This is a genomic window from Pradoshia sp. Z5_111 (assembly GCF_058267535.1).
Genome location: NZ_JBZCPQ010000002.1, coordinates 24876 through 48727, shown reverse-complemented (window position 1 = coordinate 48727; position 23852 = coordinate 24876). Strand labels below are relative to the sequence as shown.

The following is a 23852-nucleotide window of genomic DNA, read 5'->3' as shown; positions in this document are numbered from 1 at the left end:
CAAATGAGTATAAAATAGAATTATAGATCTTAGTAAAAGGAGTATTTTGTTATGAATAAGGAAAAAAGACTCGCTATTATTAAGCAGGTAATTCAGAATAATGAAATCAAAACTCAGGAACAGCTGGTCGAAGAATTATCTAAGCAAGGGTTGCATATTACCCAAGCTACCATTTCAAGAGATATTCGGGAATTAAGCCTAGTAAAATATCCATCTAAGACCGGAGGGACGAAGTATGGATTTATCGGAGATCATAAGTACAATGACACAATGAAACTACGAAAAAAAATGCAAGACGCATTATTAAATATTGAAAGAATAGAATATTTTATTATCCTAAAAGCATTACCTGGTCATGCTCACTCATTTGGGGCAATTTTAGATGAACTTGAGTGGGAAGAGAAAGCGGCAACTATATGTGGGAATGATACCTGTATGATTATTTGCCGTACAATCCATCAAGCAGAGGCCCTGGAAGAAAGGTTAAGAACAATAGCAAATTTATAAGAAATATTTTTTATATTTCAAGTATCATATGCAAAAAAATATACATAGTTATGCGAAATAATAGGAAATTACAGATAATTAATTGAATATTCATACATAAACTTTTCTATTTAAAGAGATTTGTGTGAAGATTTACACATTTTTTGTGTGTAAAAAATCACAAATCTCTTTTTTTCGTTCCTTTACACTAAAAATGTAAGAAAAATAAGGTGTGCAGGAGGAAAGGCAATATGACAAATCCAATTCATGTTACTTCTGAAATCGGCACTTTAAAAACTGTAATGTTAAAGCGTCCCGGAAAAGAAGTAGAAAATCTTACTCCGGAATATCTGGAGAGACTATTGTTTGATGATATTCCTTATTTGCCGATTATTCAGGAAGAGCACGATTATTTTGCTAATACACTAAGAGATCAAGGAATAGAAGTTTTATACCTTGAGAAGCTTGCTGCAGAATCTCTTACAAATCCTGAAGTGAAAGAGGAATTTGTTAGCCGCATGCTTGAAGAAAGCAATGCAAAGGTACAGGGTACATTTGAAAATCTTAAAGAGTATTTATTATCATTTTCAAATGAGGACATGGTTGACAAAATTATGTCCGGTATCCGCAAAAATGAACTGGAGATCAGCAAAAAAACACATTTGTATGAATTGATGGAAGACCATTATCCATTCTATACAGATCCAATGCCAAACCTTTATTTTACTCGTGACCCGGCAGCCGCAATTGGAAATGGATTAACGATTAATAACATGCGCGAACCTGCAAGACGCAGAGAATCCATGTTTATGGAATATATTATCAAGCATCATCCACGTTTTGCTGGTAAAGATGTTCCTGTATGGCTTGATCGTACTTACCATAACCCAATTGAGGGTGGAGATGAGCTTGTATTAAGCCCAGAAGTAGTAGCAATCGGTGTTTCTGCTAGAACATCTGCTAAAGCAATCGAAAAATTCGCGCTTAGCATCTTGAATAAACAAGATAAAGTTAAGAAAGTAGTAGCTATTGAAATACCAAAAAGCCGCGCATTTATGCATCTGGATACAGTATTTACAATGGTAGATTACAACAAGTTTACAATGCATCCGATGATTCAGGGACCTGGCGGTAAAATGAATATTTACATCCTAGAAAAAGGCGCAGATGAATTTAGTGTAAATATCACACACCGTACTGACATTAAAGAGGCTTTAAAAGAAGTGCTTAACTTGCCTGAACTTGAAATCATCCTTTGCGGTGACGGAGATGAAATCGCAGCTCCACGTGAACAGTGGAATGATGGTTCCAATACATTGGCGATTGCACCTGGTGTAGTTGTTACATATGACCGTAACTATATCTCAAATGAGTGCTTACGCAAACATGGTGTAAAAGTAATTGAAATCAAAAGCTCAGAATTGTCTCGTGGCCGTGGGGGCCCACGCTGCATGAGCATGCCGCTTGTACGTGAAGATATTTAATCAACATAAATAAAGTAAGTTATCTTGTGGGAGGAGTAAGTAGTAATGATTAAAACAAGACCAGACCTTAAAGGAAGAAGCTTCTTAGCAGAAAGAGATTTCACTGAAGAAGAATTCTTACATATGATTGACTTTGCAGCTGAGTTGAAAGCAAAGAAAAAACAAGGTATTCCACACCGTTATATGGAAGGCAAAAATATTGCCCTATTATTTGAAAAACCATCCACTCGTACACGTTGTGCTTTTACGGTAGCTTGTACTGATTTAGGTGCACATCCTGAATATCTTGGAAAAGACGACATCCAACTTGGAAAGAAAGAGTCCATTGAAGATACTGCAAAAGTATTGGGACGTATGTTTGATGGTATCGAATTCCGTGGATTCGAGCATTCCAAAGTAGAAGCATTAGCTGAGCATTCCGGTGTACCGGTATGGAATGGACTTACAGATCTATGGCATCCAACTCAAACATTGGCGGACTTCTTAACAGTACAAGAAAATATTGGCCATTTAAAAGGCGTTAAATTCGTATATGTTGGGGACGGACGTAACAATGTTGCAAATAGCTTATTAGTTGGTGGAGCAAAAGTTGGTATGGATGTACGTATTTGCTCACCTGAATCCTTATTCCCTGAAGCTTCTATTGTAGAGCTAGCTGAAGAATTGGCTAAGGAATCTAATGGTCGCATTACTATTACTTCTAACGTTGAAGAGGCAGTATCCGGCGCTGATGTTATCTACACAGATGTTTGGGTATCCATGGGAGAAGAAGACAAGTTCGCAGAACGTATCGCTCTATTAGCTCCATATCAAGTAAATATGGATATGATCAAAATGACTGGAAATGACAATGTAATCTTCTTACACTGCTTACCGGCATTCCATGACTTAGAAACTTCTTATGGTCGTACGATTCATGAAGAGCACGGATTAGCTGAAATGGAAGTTACAGATGAAGTCTTCCGCAGTAAGCATTCCAAAGTATTTGATCAAGCAGAAAACAGAATGCATACGATTAAATCTGTAATGGCATTGACATTAGGAAATATTGAATAAGTAGATGAGCAGGGAATTGGTTCTACACAATTCCCTGCTACCATTATCAAATTAAGAGGTGAAGAAAAATGGCAGAAGATAAAAAGATTGGCTTGTTTGCCTTAATTGCCATTGTAGTAGGTTCCATGATTGGTGGAGGTGCATTTAACCTTGCTTCAGATATGGCGGGTGCAGCTTCTCCTGGTGCGATTATTATTGGTTGGACAATTACTGGAATAGGGATGGTTGCGTTAGCGTTATCTTTCCAAAACTTGAATGATAAAAGACCGGATCTTGATGGTGGGGTTTACAGCTATGCTTCAGCTGGATTCGGTAAATTTATGGGATTCAACAGTGCGTGGGGTTACTGGCTGTCAGCATGGTTAGGTAACGTAGCATACGCTACACTGCTGTTCTCTTCCATTGGTTACTTTATTCCGATGTTTGAAGGTGGACAAAACATAGCTGCAATCATTGGCGCCAGCGTATTGCTATGGGCTGTGCATGCTTTAGTTTTACGAGGAGTTCATTCAGCAACACTTGTAAATACGATAACAACAATTGCAAAACTAGTTCCTATTTTCCTATTTATCATTATTGGTATTTTTGCTTTTAATGCTGATATTTTCTTAGACGATTTCTGGGGAACTGGTGCTGGCTTCAAATTTAGTGATGTTATGTCCCAAACAAAGAGCACTATGCTTGTAACACTTTGGGTGTTCATTGGGGTTGAAGGAGCGGTTGTTTTATCCAGCCGTGCGAAAGACAAAAAGGATGTTGGTAAAGCGACTGTCATTGGTTTGATTAGTACGTTAATCATTTACGTATTAATTAATATTATGTCTATCGGTGCAATGAATCGTGCAGAAGTAGCCGGTTTGGCTAATCCGTCTATGGCATATGTGTTTGAAGAAATGGTAGGTCCATGGGGAGCAACATTCATCAATCTTGGATTAATAGTCTCTGTCCTAGGTGCTTGGTTGGGCTGGACATTGCTGGCATCCGAGATTCCTTACTTAGCAGGTAAGGATAAATTATTCCCTAAATGGTTTGCAAAAGTTAATAAAAATGGGGCTCCGTCTAATTCTTTATGGATTACAAATGGTCTGATTCAAGTGTTCCTATTGACATTCCTTGTATCTGAGCAAGCTTATAACTTTGCATTTTCATTGGCATCTTCAGCTATTTTAATTCCGTATGCATTTACAGCATTCTATCAATTGAAATATTCCTTACAAGATACTGCCGCAGATCGCGTGAAAAACATTATTGTTGGTATTGTGGCAAGTGTATATGGTGTTTGGATGGTTTATGCAGCCGGTATTGGATACTTACTATTAACTATGCTTTTATATGCACCAGGTATCCTGATTTACAGAGCTGTACAGAAAGAAGCGAATATTAAACAAGTATTTACGAAAACAGAATTGGCTATTGCAGCAGCGTTTGTTGTATTTGCCGGTATGGCGATTGTTGGATTGATCAATGGAACTATTTCCATTTAATGAGTTCTAAATACAGACTGATTTTTGGAGGTATTGAATCAACTATGGAAAGAAAAAAAGTAGTGATAGCTTTAGGCGGTAATGCCATTCAATCCGGAGATGCCAGTGCAAAGGCTCAACAACTGGCACTTGAAAAGACAGCAGAACAGCTTGCAACACTTGTTGAAAATGGAATGGATATCATCATTTCGCATGGTAATGGTCCACAGGTAGGAAATATCCTTCTTCAGCAAAAAGCGGCTGATTCAGAGAAAAATCCAGCAATGCCACTTGATACTTGCGGTGCAATGTCACAAGGTATGATTGGATACTGGTTGGAAAATGCCATGGACAAAGCCCTAAGCAAAAGAGGAATTCATAAAGATGTAGTGGGCATTGTAACAAGGGTCGTAGTTGATGAAAACGATGGCGCCTTCAAGAATCCTACAAAACCGATTGGTCCTTTTTATACAGAAGAGGAAGCGATGAAATTGATCCAGGAGACTGGTGCTTCCTTTAAGGAAGATGCAGGCAGAGGTTGGAGAAGAGTCGTTCCTTCACCAAAACCGGTCAGCATCCTTGAGCATAAGAGCATTAATAGTCTTGTGGAAAGCGGGAAAATTGTTATTTCTACAGGCGGCGGCGGTATCCCAGTTATGCAATCTGACGACGAGTTGATTGGTGTTGAGGCAGTAATCGATAAGGATTTTGCTTCTGAGAAGCTAGCAGAATTAGTGGATGCGGACTCATTAATTATTTTGACTGCTGTAGACAATATCTACATTAACTACAATCAGCCTAATCAGCAAAAGCTGGAATCTATTTCAACCAATGAAATTAAGGCATTGGCTGAAGAAGGTCATTTTGCACCGGGCAGTATGCTTCCTAAAGTAGAAGCTGCTATTCAATTTGCAGAATCAAGACCTGGCCGTACTACTATTATTACATCTCTCGAAAAAGCATTAGATGCATTGAAGGGAAATGCGGGAACGATTATATCTATGCAGGAAGAGACAGTAATGGCATAATGATGAAACGCATACCCCAAATCATTGATTTGGGGTATTTTATGTGCGTTTAATGGAAGCGCAAAGGTACGCCTTGAACATACTATAAAACAGGGAGCAGACTATTTTTTAAACTGATTATTTTGGCTGTTTACTTTATTAAAATGTTTTTCATGGTGCGGACCAGCATTGCCCTTTACGCTTGCCGCGCTGACTCCCTCTTTGCTTGGATTCTTTTTAAGCTTTGCCATTAAATTCACCTCCAGTAATAGTTTGACCAAATAAAAACTTTCTAACAAATTACCATTTTTTCGGCTTTTTAATTGCGGAATTTTCGCAAATCTTTTATAGTTATAGATGTAGGATTTTTATTCCATATTTTTTTGTCATAAAAATGAATGAGTATTCATTCAAATTAAAGGGGGATTTAATGTTGAACCTTCAAATTAAAAAAGTAGCTGTACTTGGATCAGGGGTCATGGGTTCAGGGATTGCAGCACATTTAGCCAACATTGGAATTCCGGTTAAGCTATTGGATATTGTTCCAAGAGAACTTACCGCGGATGAGGAAAAAAAGGGGCTAACTCTTGAAGACAAGCAAGTCCGTAATCGATTGGCGCAAATGTCCATTCAAAAACTACTTAAACAAAAACCTGCACCGTTAACCTCCAAGAAAAATTTATCTTTAATTGAGCCGGGAAACTTTGAAGACGATTTGTCGAAAATAAATGATTGCGACTGGATTATTGAGGTCGTTGTTGAAAGACTTGATATTAAGCAAAGTGTGTTTTCACAAATTGACGAATATAGAAAGCCGGGCAGTATTATCAGTTCAAATACATCCGGAATATCCATTGAGGCAATGGCGGAAGGACGTTCAGAGGATTTCCGCAAACATTTCCTTGGCACTCATTTCTTTAATCCACCTAGATATTTAAAACTATTGGAAATCATCCCGACAGAAGCAACATCGCCTGAAGTTGTTAAAGCGATGAAACAATTTGGAGAAGATGTTTTAGGAAAAGGGGTTGTAATCGCTAAAGATACCCCGAATTTTATCGGCAATCGAATTGGAACTTACGGTTTATTGGTAACTGTTCGTGAAATGATGGAGCGAGGCTACAGTGTTGGTGAAGTGGATTCTGTAACTGGTCCTTTAATTGGCCGTCCAAAGAGCGCAACGTTCCGTACGCTGGATGTAGTGGGACTGGATACATTCGCACATGTAGCTAGAAATGTTTATGACAATGTAGATAATGAGGAAGAAAAATCTGTATTTGAAGTACCTGAATTTATGAAAAAGATGCTTGATAACGGCTGGTTGGGAAGTAAGTCAGGGCAGGGATTCTTCCTGAAAAAAGGGAAAGAAATACTGGAGCTTGACCCATCCACTTTGGAATATGTAGAGCGTAAAAAGCTAAAAGCACCTTCGCTTGATATGGTAAAGCAGGAGAAAGGCGCCGCGAGAAAATTGAAAGCGCTTATTTATGCGAAAGATCGTGTCGGTGAATTGCTATGGAATGTAATCAGCCCTACTTTACTCTATTCAGCAGAACTACTTGGCGACATTGCCGATGATATTGTAGCAATCGATCAGGCCATGAAATGGGGATTCGGTTGGCAGCTTGGACCATTTGAAACCTGGGATGCAATTGGCCTAGAGAAATCCGTTGCCAGGATGCAGGAGGAAGGACGCAATATTCCTGAATGGATCACACAAATGATTGAAAACGGTAACACAACCTTCTATAAAGAAGGTGATAATGGAACCCTATATTATGCAAATGGGGAATATCACGAGGTTGAAGTAAACGAAAAAATCATAGATCTGAAGTTGATTAAGAAGCAAAAAGGGGTCATTAAGAAAAATAGCGGTGCGAGCTTGATTGATATTGGTGATGGTGTGGCTTTGCTTGAATTCCATTCTCCTAATAATGCGATTGGCTTTGATATTATTCAAATGATCAATTATGCAATTGAAGAAGTAGATAAAAACTACAAAGGATTAGTGATTGGAAACCAAGGCAAAAACTTCTGCGTTGGTGCTAACCTGGCCATGATTTTAATGGAAGTACAGGACGACAATATATTTGATGTAGAAATGATTACACGTCAATTCCAGCAAGCGATGATGAATATCAAATACAGCAGTAAACCGGTTGTTGCCGCGCCGTTTAATATGACGCTTGGTGGAGGAGCTGAAATTTGCCTGCCAGCCGCGAAAATTCAGGCATCATCTGAGTCATATATAGGATTGGTTGAGACGGGTGTCGGCTTGTTGCCTGGCGGAGGCGGAAATAAAGAGCTGTATATTAAACATCTGGATAGCTTACCGAATGGTATTGATTTTGATATTACTAAAGTGGCTATTAAAGTGTTTGAAACGATCGCTACTGCCCAAGTATCTACTTCCGCTGATGAAGCAAGAGAGAATAACTTCCTCAATAGTAACGATGGAATCAGCTTTAATCCAGATCATCAGTTATATGATGCGAAACAAGCTGTTATTGCTTTACATGATACTGGCTATAAGCCACCGGTGCGCAAAAAAATTCCGGTATCAGGAGAACCGGGTTATGCGGCGCTGTTACTGGGAGCGCAATCCATGCTGTATTCAGGCTATATTTCAGAGCACGATTTGAAGATTGCCCAAAAAATTGCCTATGTTTTAGCCGGCGGTAAAGTGCCTTATGGAACAGAAGTGGATGAACAGTATTTGCTTGATTTAGAAAGAGAAGCATTCATCAGCCTTGTCCAGGAAGGAAAAACACAGCAGCGCATGCAGCATATGCTTGTTAAAGGAAAACCATTACGCAATTAATAGATCCGTATTTTGATTGATTAAGAGGAGGATGGGCATGAGAGAAGCAGTGATTGTAGCCGGAGCTAGAACCCCGGTTGGCAGAGCCAAAAAAGGAACTCTAGCAAATGTTCGACCAGATGATTTAGGTGCATTAGTAGTAAAGGAAACGCTAAAACGAGCAGAAAATTACGATGGCCCAATTGATGATATGATCTTTGGATGCGCAATGCCTGAAGCAGAGCAAGGGCTCAATGTGACTCGTAATATCGGTGCCTTGGCAGGTTTGCCATACAATGTACCGGCTATTACGATCAACCGTTACTGTTCATCAGGCCTGCAATCCATTGCTTATGGAGCAGAGCGAATTATGCTCGGACATTCTGAAACGGTCATTTCCGGTGGGGTTGAATCGATGAGTATGGTTCCGATGATGGGACATGTAGTCCGTCCTAATTCCAAACTGGCAGAAGCAGCTCCTGAATACTATATGGGTATGGGCCATACGGCTGAAGAAGTTGCTAAGAAATTTGGGATTACCCGCGCGGAACAGGATGCCTTTGCGGTACGCAGTCACCAAAAAGCTGCGCAGGCCATTCGAGATGGGAAATTTGAAGATGAAATCGTTCCTGTTGATGTCACTTTTCGTCAAGTAGGATCAGACAATAAATTAAAAGAGCGATCCGTACAATTCACAACAGATGAAGGAGTTCGAGAAGGGACAACAACGGAAGTGCTTGCTAAACTGAGGCCTGCATTTTCACTCACGGGAACAGTTACAGCCGGCAATGCTTCACAAACCAGTGATGGAGCGGCGGCGGTATTACTGATGGACCGGGAAAAAGCCGAGGCAGATGGTTTCAAGCCACTTTTAAAATTCCGTTCTTTTGCAGTCGCAGGAGTGCCGCCGGAACTTATGGGAATCGGACCAGTAGAAGCAATTCCTAAAGCTCTTAAGCTGGCAGGCTTAAGTTTATCCGATATTGGATTATTCGAATTGAATGAAGCGTTTGCTTCTCAATCCATTCAGGTAATTCGTCAGCTTGGATTGGATGAGGAGAGGGTGAATGTAAATGGCGGTGCCATTGCATTAGGACATCCGCTTGGGTGTACTGGAGCTAAATTAACATTGAGCCTCCTTCACGAGATGAAACGCCGAAATGAGCAGTTTGGAATCGTAACGATGTGTATTGGCGGAGGAATGGGCGCGGCTGGAGTATTTGAATTATTAGCATAAAAAATTATGAGCGGTGAGATGATTGGCGACAATAGCCCAGTCATGTCTAAATAAGGAGGAAGAAAAGTGGCTAATCAAACAGAAGAAGTGTTAAAAGGCGGAGCGTTTTTAATTGAAGATATTGAAGCAGAAAACATGTTTACACCTGAGGATTATACAGATGAGCATAAAATGATTGCGAAGACGACTGAGGATTATTTAGTAAATGAAGTATTGCCTCAGGTGGAATATTTAGAGGATCATGAGTTTGACCGTTCTGTAAAACTATTGAAACAAGCTGGAGAACTAGGTCTATTGGGCGCTGATGTACCGGAGGAATACGGTGGATTAGGCTTGGATAAGGTCAGTTCCGCTCTTATTTCAGAAAGATTATCCCGTGCAGGCGGCTTCTCAATTTCTCATGGTGCACATGTTGGAATCGGTTCCTTGCCAATCGTTTTATTTGGTAACGAAGAACAAAAACAAAAGTACCTGCCATTATTGGCTACAGGTGAAAAGCTGGCAGCCTATGCTTTAACAGAACCAAGCTCAGGCTCTGATGCACTTGGTGCAAAGACAACAGCAAAATTGAATGAAGCAGGAACTCACTATGTTTTAAATGGTGAGAAACAATGGATTACAAATGCAGGATTTGCGGATGTGTTTGTCGTATATGCAAAAATCGACGGCGACAAATTCTCTGCATTTATCGTAGAAAGAGAATATCCTGGTGTTTCTACTGGACCGGAAGAAAAGAAAATGGGAATTAAGAGTTCCTCAACCAGAACATTAATTCTTGAGGATGCAGAAGTACCTGTTGAGAACCTATTGGGAGAAGCAGGAAGAGGTCATGTGATTGCCTTTAATATTTTGAATATCGGCCGTTATAAATTGGGAGTGGGAGCTGTTGGTGCTTCCAAACGAGGATTTGAATTAGCTGCTACGTATGCTAATCAACGCCAACAATTTAAAACACCAATCTCTTCATTTAATTTAACAAAAGAAAAGCTCGCTACAATGGCTTCCAAAATATACGCAGCTGAAAGCTCTGTCTATAGGACAGTTGGTTTATTTGAAGAAAGAATGAGCCGCCTAAGTGATGAAGAAGTAAAGGATGGGAAAGAAGTAGCGAAATCAATTGCTGAATATGCAATCGAATGCTCCTTAAATAAGTTCTTTGCTTCCGAGGTTTTGGATTATGTTGTGGATGAAGCAGTTCAACTTCATGGAGGCTATGGATTTATGGCTGAGTATGAAATTGAAAGAATGTACCGTGATTCCCGTATTAACCGTATATTTGAAGGGACAAACGAAATTAATCGTCTGCTCGTACCAGGTACATTCCTGAAAAAAGCTTTAAAAGGTGAATTGCCGTTATTACAAAAAGCACAGGAACTTTCTGAAGGGCTCATGATGCTAATGCCTGAAGAGCCAGGTACAGAGCCACTTGATCAAGAAAAACATCTTGTGAAAAATGCTAAGAAGATTGGTATTATGATAGCAGGATTGGCTGCGCAAAAATATGGTGCTGAGCTGGAAAAAGAGCAAGAAATTCTTGTTAATATTGCGGATATTGCTTCTTTCGTCTATGCGATGGAATCAGTTGTTCTTCGTACAGAAAAAGCAATCAAAAAAGATGGCTTAGAAAAGAACAAACAAAAACTGCTTTATACTCAAATCTTCTGCCAGGAAGCATTTGGAGAAATCGAAAAGCATGCTAAAGAAACATTAGTGGCAACAGAAACTGGTGATACATTACGTATGATGACATCAGCTTTACGTAAATTCACACGTTTCACACCAATCAATGTAATCGCAGTTAAACGTGAAGCTGCAGAAAAATTAGTTGATGCTGAGCGTTACACTGTTTAATCCTTTGTGCGATGGAGGCCTGGTGAAAACCAGGCTTTTTCTTTTCCTATGCTAGACTGACTACCTTCTCTAGAGCAGAAGTATAACCATTTAAGATAGATGAAAAAATGTGGTATGCTTCAATTGAGGTGATAAACATGATTACATTTTACTGGTATCCTAAATGTGGGACATGCAGAAAGGCAAAGAAATGGTTTGATGAGAAGGGAATATCCTATCAAGAAGTTGATATAGCACAAAATCCCCCTTCGAAAGAAGAGCTAGAAACAATTTGTCAGAAAAGTGAACTGCCTCTTCAGAAGTTTTTTAACACAAGTGGGATGAAATACAGAGAACTTGGGTTGAAAGATAAAGTTAAGGAAATGTCTGAAGATGAGAGCCTAGCCCTGCTTGCATCAGATGGGATGCTGATCAAACGTCCAATTGCATTTGATGGAGAAAAGGTTACAGTAGGATTCAAAGAGGAAAATTATCAGAAAATATGGGCATGAAACAATTGTCAAATAACCAGTTTGATGTCATGATAAATAGGAACCATACATACATTTTGGGGGGATTAAATCATGAGCATTCCAGCGGGATTACGTTATACAGCTGAGCATGAATGGGTTAAACAAGAGGATGGTAAGATTCGAATTGGAATAACTGATTTTGCTCAAAAAGAACTGGGAGACATCGTATTTGTGGAGCTACCGGAAATAGGTGATCAATTGACCCGTAATGAACCGTTTGGCAGTGTAGAGTCAGTAAAGACAGTATCTGAATTATATGCGCCAATCAGTGGGACAGTTGTTGAAGTAAATGAAGAATTAGCGGATAGTCCAGAATACGTTAATGAATCTCCATATGAAAAAGCATGGATGGTAGTAGTTGAACCATCCGAAATCAGCGAATATGATGAATTAATGGATGCTGACCAATACGAAACAGCGACTAAAGAAGAGTAGTCAATAAAGGGAAGAAGTTTTGGGTCATTCGTAAGCTTCTTTCCTTTTTATATGCTTTAAATCAATTGTTACTTTCCATTATGTTAGGGTAAGATACATATAATGAAAAAGACGAAGGCGAAGGCATTTGTCCAATCACATAGAACGTACTCTCCTAATAAAAGGTGATCAATCATGCGGGATGCTCAAAGTGAGAAAGTGATAATTGTGGAAGGTTCTACCGACCGCCAAAAAATACAATCTGTACTTAATGAACCTGTCGATATAAGATGTACAAATGGAACCATCAGTTTATCGAAACTGGATGAATTAGTCGACGAACTTGAACAGAGAGATGTGTATATTTTGGCTGATGCCGATGAATCTGGAGAAAAGCTGAGAAAACAGTTAAGACGAGAGATGCCAAATGCATCTCACATATATATTGATCGTACATACCGTGAAGTAGCAAACGCGCCAAGATACCATCTAGCAATGGTTCTTTTGGCAGCCAATATAGATGTGAAAGCCGAATTTTTAAAACAAATGAAGGATGTAATAAAAAATGAACAATCAAACCACGATAAATAAAGCAATCTACACATTTACCCCTCTTTGCGGAACGTGTCAATTAGCAGGCAAGATGCTTGATATTGCAAAGGAAGTCCTCCCCAATGCCTCTTTGGAAAAAGTCAATCTTAACTATGCTAAGGAACTTGCAGAAGAATATCAAATTCAAAGTGTACCATGCCTCATTTTAATCAAGGATAACCAGCCAATCGATAAAATCTATGCCTTCCACTCAGTTCCCTATCTTGTAGATCAATTAAAGAGAATTACAGAATAAGAGCAGTTTATTTCTCAGGAAATATGTCGATACAATATTTAACTAGAATCTCTTAAAGGTGCTGTTTTTATCTTACGCTGTCTATGTCAGAAGTTTTAATAGATTGTAGAATTCTCCCCAATAGCCTGTAATATAACTAATCAGACGTTTACTGAGTGGCTAACTGCAGGCGGATTTTTATAAAATATAGCAAAGGTAAGCCTCTTGATATATAATTAAAAATTCAGAATAATCAGTTGACTCAAATTTCCCCATATGCTATAGTTTTAACAACTTAATACTTGGTTCTTATCAAGAGAGGTGGAGGGACTGGCCCGTTGAAGCCCGGCAACCGGTATTTTTATAATACACGGTGCCAATTCCTGCGGATACAAATAAATCCGGGAGATAAGGAGAGATGGAAAATGCCTGCCTCTTCTTATATGAAGAGGTTTTTTCATTTACTCACTTCTCTACTTAAAATGAAATGGAGAGATGTAGAATGGCAAATGAAGAAAAGAAGTATCGGTTTGAAACAGTAGGTATACACGGAGGATTGCAGCAGGATTCGGTAACTGGAGCGAGAAGCGTGCCGATTTACCAGACGAATGCTTATTTATTTAAAGACACAGATCATGCTGCGGATTTATTTGGATTAGCTGAATCTGGCTATATTTATACTAGAATTCATAATCCCACTTCAAGTGTATTCGAAGAACGCATAGCCGAATTAGAAGGTGGCATTGGAGCTTTAGCTGTTTCAAGTGGTGCTGCAGCTATAACACTCTCCATTCTAAATATTGCGGGAGCAGGTGATGAAATTATCTCTGCATCCACTCTATATGGCGGAACCTACAATTTATTTGCCAATACTCTTCCTAAGTATGGTATTAACGTAAGGTTCGTGGATCCAAGTGATCCAGAAAATTTTAGAGAAGCGATTACTTCAAAGACCAAAGCTATTTTTGGAGAAACGATTGGAAATCCAAGCCTGCAGGTTCTTGATATTGAACGGGTGGCGGAAATTGCTCATGAAGCTGGAATTCCATTAATCATTGATAATACATTTGCTACTCCTTATTTATCACGTCCGATTGAGTTTGGAGCGGATATCGTCGTACACTCAGCTACGAAATGGCTGCTTGGAAATGGAACCACATTAGGTGGGGTCATAGTCGATGGAGGGAAGTTTGACTGGAATTCATCTAAATTTCCGGGCTTTACAGAACCGGATCCAAGTTATCATGATCTGATTTACAGTGAAGCAATTGGTGCAGCAGCATTTATTGTGAAGGCTAGAGTTCAGCTGTTGAGAGATTTAGGTCCTTCCTTAAGCCCGTACAATGCCTTTCAATTTATTCTCGGATTGGAAACTCTGCATGTGAGGATGAAGGAGCATATAGCCAATACGAGATTAATAGTTGATTATTTAAAACAGCATCCGGCTGTATCATGGGTCTTGTATCCAGGAGATTCAGATCACCCTGATTACGAAAAAACGAAGAAATATTTACCCAAAGGTGCTGGAGCAGTCGTTGTTTTTGGAATAAAGGGTGGACGCGAGGCAGGTAAAAAACTGATTGATTCCGTTGAACTGTGGTCCCATGTGGCCAATGTGGGGGATGCAAAGAGCTTAATTATCCATCCGGCAAGCACGACTCATCAGCAATTAAGTGAAGAGGGATTAAAAGCATCTGGTGTGCAGGAGGATTTAATCAGACTGTCTGTTGGAATTGAAAATGCAGAAGATCTAATTGAAGAATTGGAGCTTGCTATTGAAAAAGCAACAGGTATAGCTTCCGCTGAGGCGGCTGTGAAATAACATATTGAATATGCTATGCAGACTTTGGTGTTGACAGTTCTTTCTTTAACATGATAGGATAGCAGACAGTTAGAATTAATTGAATAGTTTATGTACTCTTATCAAGAGCGGTGGAGGGATTGTGCCCTTTGAAGCCCGGCAACCGGCAATCATTTATGATTGAAAAGGTGCCAATTCACACAGGATAATAGATCCTGGGAGATGAGAGAAAGGAACATGTTATAAATTAATCATGCCTTTCTGCCTCCGCAGAAAGGCATTTTTGTTTAACTGAAGTTATTCTTTAATTATAGGTTGATAGAAAGAGCAGGTGAACTTTTCATGATTACATTACGTGATGTATCGAAGACCTTCTCAGGAACATTTAAACGTTCATCAGCTGTCAAAGCAGTGGATCAAGTCTCATTGTCTATTGAAAAGGGCGAGATCTTTGGAATTATCGGGTACAGCGGTGCGGGAAAAAGTACTCTCATTAGAATGCTGAACGGTTTAGAGAAGCCAACAGAAGGAAGTGTCTTGGTGGCAGGCAAAGATATGGCTGCTATAAAGGGCGCTGAATTAAGAAAAGCCAGAATGGAAATAAGTATGATTTTCCAACACTTTAATCTCCTCTGGTCAAGGACAGTCAGTGAAAATATAGAGTTTCCTTTAGAAATTGCAGGGGTACCAAGCAAGGTACGTAAAGAGAGAGTAAAGGAGCTTGTAAGTCTGGTAGGATTGGATGGCCGTGAAAATGCTTATCCGTCTCAGTTAAGCGGCGGTCAGAAACAGCGAGTCGGTATAGCGCGTGCATTAGCGAACAATCCGCAGGTTCTTCTTTGTGACGAGGCGACATCAGCACTTGATCCTCAGACTACAGACGATATTTTGGATTTACTCGTTGATATAAATAAAAGGCTTGGCTTGACAATCGTATTAATTACTCATGAAATGCATGTTATTCGTAAAATCTGTCATCGCGTTGCTGTGATGGAGATGGGGAAAGTAGTGGAGAGCGGAAAAGTACTTGATGTATTTAAAAAACCGAATGCTCCGATTACTAAACGATTTGTCCAGCAAGTGACTGAGCCAGAAGAAACGAAAGAGACGATTGAGCATTTGCTTGCTGAATATCCGACGGGTAAAGTTGTACAATTATCCTTTATTGGTGAATCAGCTGAAACCCCTGTTTTATCAGAGGTTATCCGCTCTTACAAAATCAATGTAAACATATTGCAGGGTAAAATATCGCAGACTCAGCACGGGTCCTATGGAACATTATTTATTCATGTAGACGGTGATGCTGCTGAAGTGGCAAAAGCAATTGACTATCTCCACAATCAGGAAATTGGTGTGGAGGTGATTTCAGAATGATGGAAACATTATTACCAAATGTAGTTTGGGAACGAATTTATGAAAAGACATGGGAAACCTTGTATATGACAGGTGTCTCATTAATCGCAACTTTTTTCCTTGGAATTATATTGGGTCTACTATTATTCTTGACCTCAAAGGGGAATATGTGGGAAAACAAAGTGATTTACGGAATCGTAGGTGCTTTCGTTAACATATTCCGTTCCATTCCATTTATTATTTTAATCGTCTTGTTAATTCCTTTCACAAAGGCTTTAGTAGGAAGTATTATCGGTGTCAATGCGGCTTTGCCAGCATTAATTATCGGTGCTGCTCCATTCTATGCGCGAATGGTTGAGATTGGATTGCGTGAAATTGATAAAGGTGTAATCGAAGCAGCAAGATCGATGGGGGCTACTTCCTTTACAATCATATGGAAGGTGCTAATCCCAGAATCTCTGCCTGCGCTTGTTTCTGGTATCACAGTTACGGCAATTGCGCTGGTAGGTTATACAGCGATGGCCGGTATGATTGGTGCGGGTGGACTTGGAAACCTTGCCTATTTGGAAGGGTTTAGCCGAGGACAGACAGATGTCACGATTGTTGCTACTATTTTAGTGTTGATTATTGTGTTTATTCTCCAATTTATTGGAGATTTTATAACAAGAAAAATAGATAAGCGCTAGGGAGGAACCAAAGTGAAAAAGTTATCGTTCATACTTGTTTTAGGATTAACCCTTTTATTGGCAGCCTGTGGTGGTTCAGGTGATGAATCCAATTCAGGGGACAAAGAGCTAAAAACGATTAAAATTGGTGCTTCAAATGTTCCACATGCGGAAATTCTGGAGAAAGCAGAATCTCTTCTGAAAGAAAAAGGTATTAAACTTGAAGTTGAAGTATTTACAGACTATGTAATGCCGAATAAAGCTTTGGCAGATGGCTCAATTGACGCTAACTATTTCCAGCACATCCCTTATTTTGAGAGTCAAGTGAAGGATAATGGTTATGATTTCGCCAATGCAGGCGGGATTCATATCGAACCAATTGGTGTCTACTCCAAAAAATATGACAGCCTCGATGATCTTCCAAAAGGCGCAAGCATCATCATGAGCAGCTCAGTAGCTGACCATGGACGTATGCTATCTATGCTGGAAACAGAAGGATTAATAAAGCTAAAAGAAGGCATTGATAAAACAGCAGCAACGGTCGATGATATTGCGGAAAATCCGAAGAAACTAAAGTTTAAAACGGATATTGAAGCACCTATGCTTACGCAGGTTTACAATAATGACGAAGGCGACGCAGTACTGATTAATTCCAACTATGCAATTGAAGCGGATCTTGTACCATCAGAAGATGCGATTGCATTGGAAAGTGCTGATAACAACCCATACGTAAACATTATTGCCGTTAGATCCGAGGACAAGGATAAGGATGAAATTAAAACATTGGTTGAAGTTCTTCATTCTAAAGAAATCCAGGATTTCATTAATGAAACCTACAAAGGATCTGTTATCCCATCAAATGAATAATAAACAAGGAAGGTGCAGCTATTCATTTAGCTGCACCTTTTTCATCTATATAATAGGTGTCTTAAAAAGCATTTGTAAGATGCTTTTGAATGAATTATTTTCTTCTCTGGTATTATTTTTCAGGATAATCAAGGATTTCCTAGAAGAAATACGCAATATCACTTTTAAGATGTGCTCAGTGTGGTATATAGACTTTGAGGGTTCTTCTGTAAAGTGATACCCTTATTATAATAAATGGAAAGGAATGATTCATTATCTTTGACAATCAGTTACAGCTTAGAGTAACAGATGAAATGGAAAAAGCGATGAGGCAGGCACATGGAGTTGGCTATGAAGTTTACAGTCAGAATCTTGAAGTGCGTATGAAAGTAGAAGAGAAGCGTGAACGTAGTTATATGAAGAGTAATCAAATCTTAAATGATGTGAATAGAAGAGTCCATGGGTAAATGAATCAGTGATAAAGTGAATATTTCTAAAAGTGATAATCATAAAAACAGGTAGCGGAAGAAAAATTAGTTTTCTCCTCTACCTGTTTTTATGTTTTCAACTAGCTGCGAAAATAATACTGGCGTCTTTAAAATTAGGTTGGTTGGTAAAGATCATGCTGGTTCTTTTCTTTCGTGAAAATTAACATTATAATGTCAGTAATGCTAAGTATTATGTTAAAATATTATGTCCATTTTATGTAATTCTCTCGTTTCAAAAAGTTGAATCTAGATTTGATTTGTTATAAGATTGTAATGAGAATAAATTGAGAATAGAAATAATCTAAAACTTTAGATGACTATATATTGGAGGTATAAGAATGGCTGGTTCAGTTCTTACAATTAAAGATTTACATGTTGCAATAGAAGGTAAAGAGATTCTTAAAGGGGTAAACCTTGAAGTTAAAGGTGGAGAAATCCATGCAATTATGGGGCCAAATGGTACAGGAAAATCTACATTGTCTTCTGCTATCATGGGTCACCCAAAATATGAAGTAACAAGTGGTTCCATCACAATGGACGGTGAAGATGTTCTAGAAATGGAAGTTGACGAACGTGCTCGTGCCGGTCTATTTTTAGCAATGCAATACCCAAGTGAAATTACTGGGGTTACTAATGCCGACTTCATGCGTTCTGCTATTAACAGTAAACGTGAAGAAGGAGACGAAATTTCCTTAATGAAATTCATTAAAGAAATGGATAAAAAAATGGATCTATTAGAAATGGATCAAGATATGGCTCAACGTTATTTAAATGAAGGCTTTTCCGGCGGTGAAAAGAAACGTAATGAAATCCTTCAATTATTAATGCTGCAACCAGCCATTGCGATTCTTGATGAAATCGACTCCGGTTTAGATATCGATGCTCTGAAAGTTGTTTCCAAAGGAATTAACCAAATGAGAAGCGAAGATTTTGGCTGCCTAATGATTACTCACTATCAACGCTTATTGAACTACATTACTCCAGATCATGTTCACGTAATGATGCAAGGTAAAATTGTGAAATCCGGTGGAGCAGAACTAGCGCAACGCTTGGAAGCAGAAGGATATGACTGGATTAAAAAAGAATTAGGTATTGAAGACGAAACAGTAGGAATTGAAGCATAAGCAATAGGAGGATCGTTATGACAATCGAAACTACATTACTCGAAAAAGACGTTGTATCTTCTTTTTCAAAAGCACATAGTGAGCCTGCCTGGCTTGAAAGCTTCCGTATAGACGCCCTTTCTGCCTCAGCTGAGCTACCTATGCCGAGACCTGATAAAACGAAGATTGATAAATGGCAATTAGAGGATATGAAAGTGAACTCCGTTACAAGCGAGACATTTGCATCTATCGATGAACTTGCTGAAGACGTGAAAAAGCTGATCAATCCAGATGAGAATAGAAGTTTATATGTACAACGAAACAATACAGCTGCTTATTTGACAGTATCTCAGGAACTTAAAGATAAAGGTGTTATTTTTACAGATATCAGGACTGCTGCTATAGAACATCCTGAACTTTTGCAAAAATACTTCATGACTACAAGTGTCCCTGTAAAAACGAATAAGCTTACAGCTTTGCATGCAGCACTCTTTAATGGTGGAGCTTTTCTTTATATCCCACGCAATGTGGTTATTGAAGAACCAATCCAAGCTATCTTCATGATTGATAATGCTGAGACTGAATTATATAATCACGTACTTGTTGTTGCTGAAGAGAGCAGCTCCGTAACGTACGTTGAAAACTATATTTCATTGGTTGACGGGAAAGAGACTATTGGAAATATCATTTCCGAGGTTATCGTCGGCAACAATGCAGTTGTTAAATATGGTGCAGTTGATACATTATCAAAAGATATGAAAACCTATGTAAACCGTAATGCATATGTAGGAAATGATGGACGAGTGGAATGGGCATTGGGCTTAATGAACGATGGCAATACTATTTCAGAGAATATTACAAACCTACATGGTAATGGTTCATATGGAGATACTAAAACAGTAGTGGTTGGTACTGGTAAACAAACTCAAAACTTTACAACTAAAGTTGTTCATTTTGGTAAAAACTCAAATGGATATATTCTGAAGCACGGTGTTATGAAGGATGAAGCATCCTCCATTTTTAATGGGATCGGTAAGATTGAACATGGTGCCACTAAAGCTGATGCTGTACAGGAATCCAGAGTATTAATGCTTAGCCCGAAAGCGCGTGGGGATGCAAACCCTATTCTGTTAATTGATGAAGATGATGTAACAGCTGGACACGCAGCTTCTGTAGGCCGTGTTGATCCAATTCAGCTTTATTATTTAATGAGCAGAGGGATTAGTAAAACAGAAGCAGAACGTTTAATTATCCATGGGTTCCTTGCCCCAGTAGTAAATCAATTACCTGTTGAAGCTGTTAAAAAGCAGTTGACTGAGGTAATTGAAAGGAAAGTTAAATAATGATTCCGACGAATATTAAAGAACTTTTCCCAATTTTAAATGAGAAAGTCAATGGTCATTCATTAGTATATTTGGACAGTGCTGCAACTTCGCAAAAGCCAATATCCGTTATTCAGACTATTGATGAGTATTACAAACGGTATAACTCTAATGTACACCGTGGTGTTCACACACTTGGAACGATGGCCACGGATGCTTATGAGGGAGCACGTGAAAAGGTAAGAAAGTTCATTAATGCGAAATCCATCGAAGAAGTTGTCTTTACAAGAGGGACAACGACTTCGATTAATACAATTGCTGCCAGCTATGGGAAAGCTAACCTTAAAGCTGGTGATGAAATTGTTATCAGTATGATGGAACATCATAGTAATATCATTCCATGGCAGCAAGTAGCTAAAACGACCGGTGCGACATTGAAATATATTCCGCTTGAAGAAGACGGTACTATTTCACTTGAAACAGTCAAAGAAGTGATTACTTCAAACACGAAAATTGTTTCAGTTATGCACGTATCGAATGTGCTTGGTGTCATCAATCCGGTTAAAGAGATTGCGAAAATTGCCCATGAAAATGGAGCAGTAATGGTTGTAGATGGTGCGCAAAGCACTCCGCATTTGAAAGTGGATGTTCAGGATCTTGACTGTGATTTCTTTGCCTTTTCTGCACATAAAATGTGTGGACCAACTGGCATTGGTGTCATGTATGGGAAAAAGGAATACCTCGAGAATATGGAACCGATCGAATTTGGCGGAGAGATGATTGATTTTGTAGGATTGCAGGATTCTACATGGAAAGAGCTGCCTTGGAAATTTGAAGGCGGTACTCCAATCATTGCAGGTGCCATTGGACTTGGAGCTGCAATTGATTTCTTGAATGAGATTGGTCTTGATAATGTAGAGGCGCATGAGCATAAGCTTGCTGCTTATGCACTTGATAAATTATCAAGTATAGATGGGCTCCAAATCTATGGACCTAAAAATCCGGAATCAAGAGCGGGTGTAGTAACTTTTAACCTTGAGGATGTTCATCCGCATGATGTCGCTACCGTTCTGGATGCAGATGGAATAGCTATTCGTGCCGGGCATCACTGTGCACAGCCGCTTATGAAATGGTTAAAAGCTTCGTCTACGGCGAGAGCAAGTTTTTATGTATATAATACAGAACAAGATATCGACCGTTTAGTCGAAGGACTCGTTAAAACAAAGGAGTATTTCAGTAATGGCTTCTAATAATTTAGATACCCTTTACAGGCAAGTGATCATGGATCACTATAAAAATCCACGAAATAAAGGAAGCCTGGAAGACGGCAGTCTTGTGATAGATATGAATAACCCTACTTGTGGAGATCGTATTCATCTTACACTTAAAGTAGAGGATGGTATTGTGCAAGATGCAAAGTTTGATGGAGAAGGTTGTTCCATCTCTATGTCATCAGCTTCCATGATGACTCAAATCGTCAAAGGCAAAAGCAGTGAGGAAGCATTAAAGCTTGCTGGTATATTTTCGAACATGATACAGGGCAAGGAATATGACGAAGGCGATCTTGATCTTGGTGATATAGAGGCCCTTCAAGGTGTGAGTAAATTTCCAGCACGTATTAAGTGTGCGACACTTGCTTGGAAAGCTATGGAAAAAGGGCTTAACGAAAACTAAAATGACATGTTTTAGCTGACAGTGTAAAGACAGATAAAACTAAGTAAGAAGGAGGAAGCGATCGATGGCTAAAAAAATGCCTGATATCGGTGATTATAAATATGGCTTTCATGATAAGGACGTTTCCATCTTTCGTTCTAAACGCGGTTTAACTAAAGAGATTGTTGAAGAAATCTCTCGTATGAAGAACGAACCACAATGGATGCTTGACTTCCGCTTGAAGTCTCTTGAACATTTTTATAACATGCCAATGCCACAATGGGGAGGCAATCTTTCAGAATTAAACTTTGATGAGATTACGTATTATGTAAAACCATCTGAGAAGTCTGAGAAATCATGGGATGAAGTTCCTGAGGAAATTAAACGTACATTTGACAAACTTGGTATTCCTGAAGCTGAACAAAAATACCTAGCCGGTGTATCAGCTCAATACGAATCTGAAGTTGTGTACCATAACATGAAGGAAGACTTAGAAGATATGGGAATCGTATTCAAAGATACAGATTCCGCTTTACGTGAAAATGAAGATCTTTTCCGTGAACACTTTGCTAAAGTAATTCCGCCATCTGATAATAAATTTGCTGCATTGAACTCTGCAGTTTGGTCTGGTGGATCATTTATCTATGTGCCACCAGGTATTAAAGTAGATACACCATTGCAAGCATATTTCCGTATTAACTCTGAAAACATGGGTCAGTTTGAGCGTACTTTGATCATCGTTGATAAAGATGCGTCCGTACATTATGTAGAAGGCTGTACGGCTCCTGTTTATACAACAAATTCACTTCACAGTGCTGTTGTTGAAATCATTGTTAAAGAAAATGCTTATTGCCGTTACACAACAATCCAAAACTGGGCAAACAATGTGTATAACCTTGTTACTAAACGTACAGTAGTAGATGCTCACGGTACAATGGAATGGGTAGATGGAAACATCGGCTCCAAGCTTACCATGAAATATCCAGCTTGTATTTTACGCGGTGAGGGTGCCCGTGGTATGACGCTTTCCATTGCTATTGCAGGTAAAGGTCAACACCAGGATGCAGGTGCTAAAATGATTCACTTAGCTCCAAATACATCTTCTACGATTGTATCTAAATCCATTTCTCAGCATGGTGGTAAGGTATCTTATCGTGGGGTTGTACACTTTGGTAAAAGGGCAGATGGAGCACGCTCCAATATCGAGTGTGATACGCTTATTATGGATAATCAATCAACTTCTGATACGATTCCATACAATGAAATCCACAATGATAATATCTCACTTGAGCATGAAGCGAAAGTTTCCAAAGTATCTGAAGAGCAGCTCTTCTATCTAATGAGCCGCGGTATCTCAGAACAGGAAGCAACAGAAATGATCGTTATGGGATTCATTGAGCCATTCACAAAAGAACTTCCAATGGAATATGCAGTTGAAATGAACAGATTAATTAAATTTGAGATGGAAGGTTCTATCGGTTAATA

Annotated in this window: 23 protein-coding genes and 2 riboswitches; of the genes, 22 read left to right on the top strand and 1 reads right to left on the bottom strand. The window is 39.1% G+C overall.

Annotation, left to right across the window (positions count from 1 at the left end):
• The first annotated feature begins 51 nt into the window (after positions 1–51).
• The 5 genes from argR to arcC all read left to right on the top strand — a co-directional run bounded on the left by argR (position 52) and on the right by arcC (position 5517).
• Positions 52–507 carry an arginine repressor gene (gene argR / locus AC4D4A_RS04615; protein ID WP_490994810.1) on the top strand — a complete coding sequence of 152 codons (456 nt, stop codon included), beginning with the start codon at positions 52–54 and terminating at the stop codon, positions 505–507.
• A 230-nt stretch (positions 508–737) separates the two neighbouring features.
• Entirely contained in the window at positions 738–1970 is a 1233-nt protein-coding gene (gene arcA / locus AC4D4A_RS04610; RefSeq protein ID WP_490994809.1) for an arginine deiminase, read from the top strand.
• 45 nt (positions 1971–2015) lie between these two features.
• Complete coding sequence (gene argF, locus AC4D4A_RS04605; RefSeq protein ID WP_490994808.1) at positions 2016–3026, top strand: ornithine carbamoyltransferase; 1011 nt, start codon at positions 2016–2018, stop codon at positions 3024–3026.
• Positions 3027–3094: 68 nt separating this feature from the next.
• Complete coding sequence (gene arcD / locus AC4D4A_RS04600; RefSeq protein ID WP_490994807.1) at positions 3095–4510, top strand: arginine-ornithine antiporter; 1416 nt, start codon at positions 3095–3097, stop codon at positions 4508–4510.
• Positions 4511–4554: 44 nt separating this feature from the next.
• The gene (gene arcC / locus AC4D4A_RS04595; protein ID WP_066106453.1) at positions 4555–5517 is read left to right on the top strand and encodes a carbamate kinase; all 963 of its coding nucleotides are present in this window, start codon (positions 4555–4557) and stop codon (positions 5515–5517) included.
• A 101-nt stretch (positions 5518–5618) separates the two neighbouring features.
• Here arcC and AC4D4A_RS04590 read toward each other — a convergent pair whose 3' ends face one another.
• Positions 5619–5747: a YuzL family protein gene (locus AC4D4A_RS04590; protein WP_490994806.1), complete on the bottom strand. Its 129-nt coding sequence runs from the start codon at positions 5745–5747 to the stop codon at positions 5619–5621.
• A 179-nt stretch (positions 5748–5926) separates the two neighbouring features.
• Between AC4D4A_RS04590 and AC4D4A_RS04585 the strand changes: the two genes are divergently transcribed.
• The 17 genes from AC4D4A_RS04585 to sufB all read left to right on the top strand — a co-directional run bounded on the left by AC4D4A_RS04585 (position 5927) and on the right by sufB (position 23850).
• Positions 5927–8317 carry a 3-hydroxyacyl-CoA dehydrogenase/enoyl-CoA hydratase family protein gene (locus AC4D4A_RS04585; protein ID WP_490994805.1) on the top strand — a complete coding sequence of 797 codons (2391 nt, stop codon included), beginning with the start codon at positions 5927–5929 and terminating at the stop codon, positions 8315–8317.
• Positions 8318–8354: 37 nt separating this feature from the next.
• Complete coding sequence (locus AC4D4A_RS04580; RefSeq protein WP_490994804.1) at positions 8355–9533, top strand: acetyl-CoA C-acetyltransferase; 1179 nt, start codon at positions 8355–8357, stop codon at positions 9531–9533.
• A 66-nt stretch (positions 9534–9599) separates the two neighbouring features.
• Positions 9600–11384, top strand: coding sequence for an acyl-CoA dehydrogenase FadE (locus AC4D4A_RS04575; protein ID WP_490994803.1), 1785 nt, complete (start codon positions 9600–9602; stop codon positions 11382–11384).
• A 137-nt stretch (positions 11385–11521) separates the two neighbouring features.
• Positions 11522–11875 (top strand): arsenate reductase family protein, encoded by a 354-nt coding sequence (locus AC4D4A_RS04570; protein WP_490994802.1) that lies wholly within the window; start codon positions 11522–11524, stop codon positions 11873–11875.
• A 72-nt stretch (positions 11876–11947) separates the two neighbouring features.
• A complete protein-coding gene (gene gcvH / locus AC4D4A_RS04565; RefSeq protein WP_490994801.1) occupies positions 11948–12331 on the top strand; it encodes a glycine cleavage system protein GcvH in 384 nt (127 codons plus the stop codon).
• 174 nt (positions 12332–12505) lie between these two features.
• Positions 12506–12901 (top strand): toprim domain-containing protein, encoded by a 396-nt coding sequence (locus AC4D4A_RS04560; RefSeq protein ID WP_490994800.1) that lies wholly within the window; start codon positions 12506–12508, stop codon positions 12899–12901.
• On the top strand, positions 12876–13157 hold the full coding sequence (locus tag AC4D4A_RS04555) for a thioredoxin family protein (RefSeq protein WP_490994799.1): 282 nt from the start codon (positions 12876–12878) through the stop codon (positions 13155–13157). The genes AC4D4A_RS04560 and AC4D4A_RS04555 overlap by 26 nt, the downstream gene beginning before the upstream one ends.
• 285 nt (positions 13158–13442) lie before the next feature.
• Positions 13443–13551, top strand: a riboswitch (SAM riboswitch).
• Positions 13552–13638: 87 nt separating this feature from the next.
• A complete protein-coding gene (locus AC4D4A_RS04550) occupies positions 13639–14958 on the top strand; it encodes an O-acetylhomoserine aminocarboxypropyltransferase/cysteine synthase family protein (RefSeq protein ID WP_490994798.1) in 1320 nt (439 codons plus the stop codon).
• A gap of 95 nt (positions 14959–15053) precedes the next feature.
• Positions 15054–15166: riboswitch (SAM riboswitch) on the top strand.
• A gap of 113 nt (positions 15167–15279) precedes the next feature.
• Positions 15280–16311 carry a methionine ABC transporter ATP-binding protein gene (locus tag AC4D4A_RS04545; RefSeq protein ID WP_066106481.1) on the top strand — a complete coding sequence of 344 codons (1032 nt, stop codon included), beginning with the start codon at positions 15280–15282 and terminating at the stop codon, positions 16309–16311.
• Positions 16308–16976: a methionine ABC transporter permease gene (locus tag AC4D4A_RS04540; RefSeq protein WP_490994797.1), complete on the top strand. Its 669-nt coding sequence runs from the start codon at positions 16308–16310 to the stop codon at positions 16974–16976. Before AC4D4A_RS04545 ends, AC4D4A_RS04540 begins: the two co-directional genes overlap by 4 nt.
• A 12-nt stretch (positions 16977–16988) precedes the next feature.
• On the top strand, positions 16989–17822 hold the full coding sequence (locus AC4D4A_RS04535; RefSeq protein ID WP_490994796.1) for a MetQ/NlpA family ABC transporter substrate-binding protein: 834 nt from the start codon (positions 16989–16991) through the stop codon (positions 17820–17822).
• Positions 17823–18115: 293 nt separating this feature from the next.
• Positions 18116–18268 carry a YuzK family famiily protein gene (locus AC4D4A_RS04530; protein ID WP_175354290.1) on the top strand — a complete coding sequence of 51 codons (153 nt, stop codon included), beginning with the start codon at positions 18116–18118 and terminating at the stop codon, positions 18266–18268.
• Between the two features lie 359 nt (positions 18269–18627).
• Positions 18628–19413 (top strand): Fe-S cluster assembly ATPase SufC, encoded by a 786-nt coding sequence (sufC, locus tag AC4D4A_RS04525; protein WP_490994795.1) that lies wholly within the window; start codon positions 18628–18630, stop codon positions 19411–19413.
• 17 nt (positions 19414–19430) lie between these two features.
• Entirely contained in the window at positions 19431–20735 is a 1305-nt protein-coding gene (sufD, locus tag AC4D4A_RS04520; protein WP_490994794.1) for a Fe-S cluster assembly protein SufD, read from the top strand.
• Positions 20735–21964 (top strand): cysteine desulfurase, encoded by a 1230-nt coding sequence (locus tag AC4D4A_RS04515; protein WP_490994793.1) that lies wholly within the window; start codon positions 20735–20737, stop codon positions 21962–21964. The genes sufD and AC4D4A_RS04515 overlap by 1 nt, the downstream gene beginning before the upstream one ends.
• Positions 21954–22388, top strand: a complete 435-nt coding sequence (gene sufU / locus AC4D4A_RS04510) for a Fe-S cluster assembly sulfur transfer protein SufU (RefSeq protein ID WP_066106504.1) — start codon at positions 21954–21956, stop codon at positions 22386–22388. Before AC4D4A_RS04515 ends, sufU begins: the two co-directional genes overlap by 11 nt.
• A gap of 64 nt (positions 22389–22452) precedes the next feature.
• Positions 22453–23850, top strand: a complete 1398-nt coding sequence (gene sufB / locus AC4D4A_RS04505; protein ID WP_490994792.1) for a Fe-S cluster assembly protein SufB — start codon at positions 22453–22455, stop codon at positions 23848–23850.
• Positions 23851–23852: the final 2 nt, after the last annotated feature.

Excerpts from the sequence above, each read along its gene's own strand:
- argR (WP_490994810.1), top strand. The coding sequence starts at position 52 with ATGAATAAGGAAAAAAGACTCGCTATTATTAAGCAGGTAATTCAGAAT.
- arcA (WP_490994809.1), top strand. The coding sequence starts at position 738 with ATGACAAATCCAATTCATGTTACTTCTGAAATCGGCACTTTAAAAACT.
- argF (WP_490994808.1), top strand. The coding sequence starts at position 2,016 with ATGATTAAAACAAGACCAGACCTTAAAGGAAGAAGCTTCTTAGCAGAA.
- arcD (WP_490994807.1), top strand. The coding sequence starts at position 3,095 with ATGGCAGAAGATAAAAAGATTGGCTTGTTTGCCTTAATTGCCATTGTA.
- arcC (WP_066106453.1), top strand. The coding sequence starts at position 4,555 with ATGGAAAGAAAAAAAGTAGTGATAGCTTTAGGCGGTAATGCCATTCAA.
- AC4D4A_RS04590 (WP_490994806.1), bottom strand. The coding sequence starts at position 5,747 with ATGGCAAAGCTTAAAAAGAATCCAAGCAAAGAGGGAGTCAGCGCGGCA.
- AC4D4A_RS04585 (WP_490994805.1), top strand. The coding sequence starts at position 5,927 with ATGTTGAACCTTCAAATTAAAAAAGTAGCTGTACTTGGATCAGGGGTC.
- AC4D4A_RS04580 (WP_490994804.1), top strand. The coding sequence starts at position 8,355 with ATGAGAGAAGCAGTGATTGTAGCCGGAGCTAGAACCCCGGTTGGCAGA.
- AC4D4A_RS04570 (WP_490994802.1), top strand. The coding sequence starts at position 11,522 with ATGATTACATTTTACTGGTATCCTAAATGTGGGACATGCAGAAAGGCA.
- gcvH (WP_490994801.1), top strand. The coding sequence starts at position 11,948 with ATGAGCATTCCAGCGGGATTACGTTATACAGCTGAGCATGAATGGGTT.
- AC4D4A_RS04560 (WP_490994800.1), top strand. The coding sequence starts at position 12,506 with ATGCGGGATGCTCAAAGTGAGAAAGTGATAATTGTGGAAGGTTCTACC.
- AC4D4A_RS04555 (WP_490994799.1), top strand. The coding sequence starts at position 12,876 with ATGAACAATCAAACCACGATAAATAAAGCAATCTACACATTTACCCCT.
- AC4D4A_RS04550 (WP_490994798.1), top strand. The coding sequence starts at position 13,639 with ATGGCAAATGAAGAAAAGAAGTATCGGTTTGAAACAGTAGGTATACAC.
- AC4D4A_RS04545 (WP_066106481.1), top strand. The coding sequence starts at position 15,280 with ATGATTACATTACGTGATGTATCGAAGACCTTCTCAGGAACATTTAAA.
- AC4D4A_RS04540 (WP_490994797.1), top strand. The coding sequence starts at position 16,308 with ATGATGGAAACATTATTACCAAATGTAGTTTGGGAACGAATTTATGAA.
- AC4D4A_RS04530 (WP_175354290.1), top strand. The coding sequence starts at position 18,116 with ATGGAAAAAGCGATGAGGCAGGCACATGGAGTTGGCTATGAAGTTTAC.
- sufC (WP_490994795.1), top strand. The coding sequence starts at position 18,628 with ATGGCTGGTTCAGTTCTTACAATTAAAGATTTACATGTTGCAATAGAA.
- sufD (WP_490994794.1), top strand. The coding sequence starts at position 19,431 with ATGACAATCGAAACTACATTACTCGAAAAAGACGTTGTATCTTCTTTT.
- AC4D4A_RS04515 (WP_490994793.1), top strand. The coding sequence starts at position 20,735 with ATGATTCCGACGAATATTAAAGAACTTTTCCCAATTTTAAATGAGAAA.
- sufU (WP_066106504.1), top strand. The coding sequence starts at position 21,954 with ATGGCTTCTAATAATTTAGATACCCTTTACAGGCAAGTGATCATGGAT.
- sufB (WP_490994792.1), top strand. The coding sequence starts at position 22,453 with ATGGCTAAAAAAATGCCTGATATCGGTGATTATAAATATGGCTTTCAT.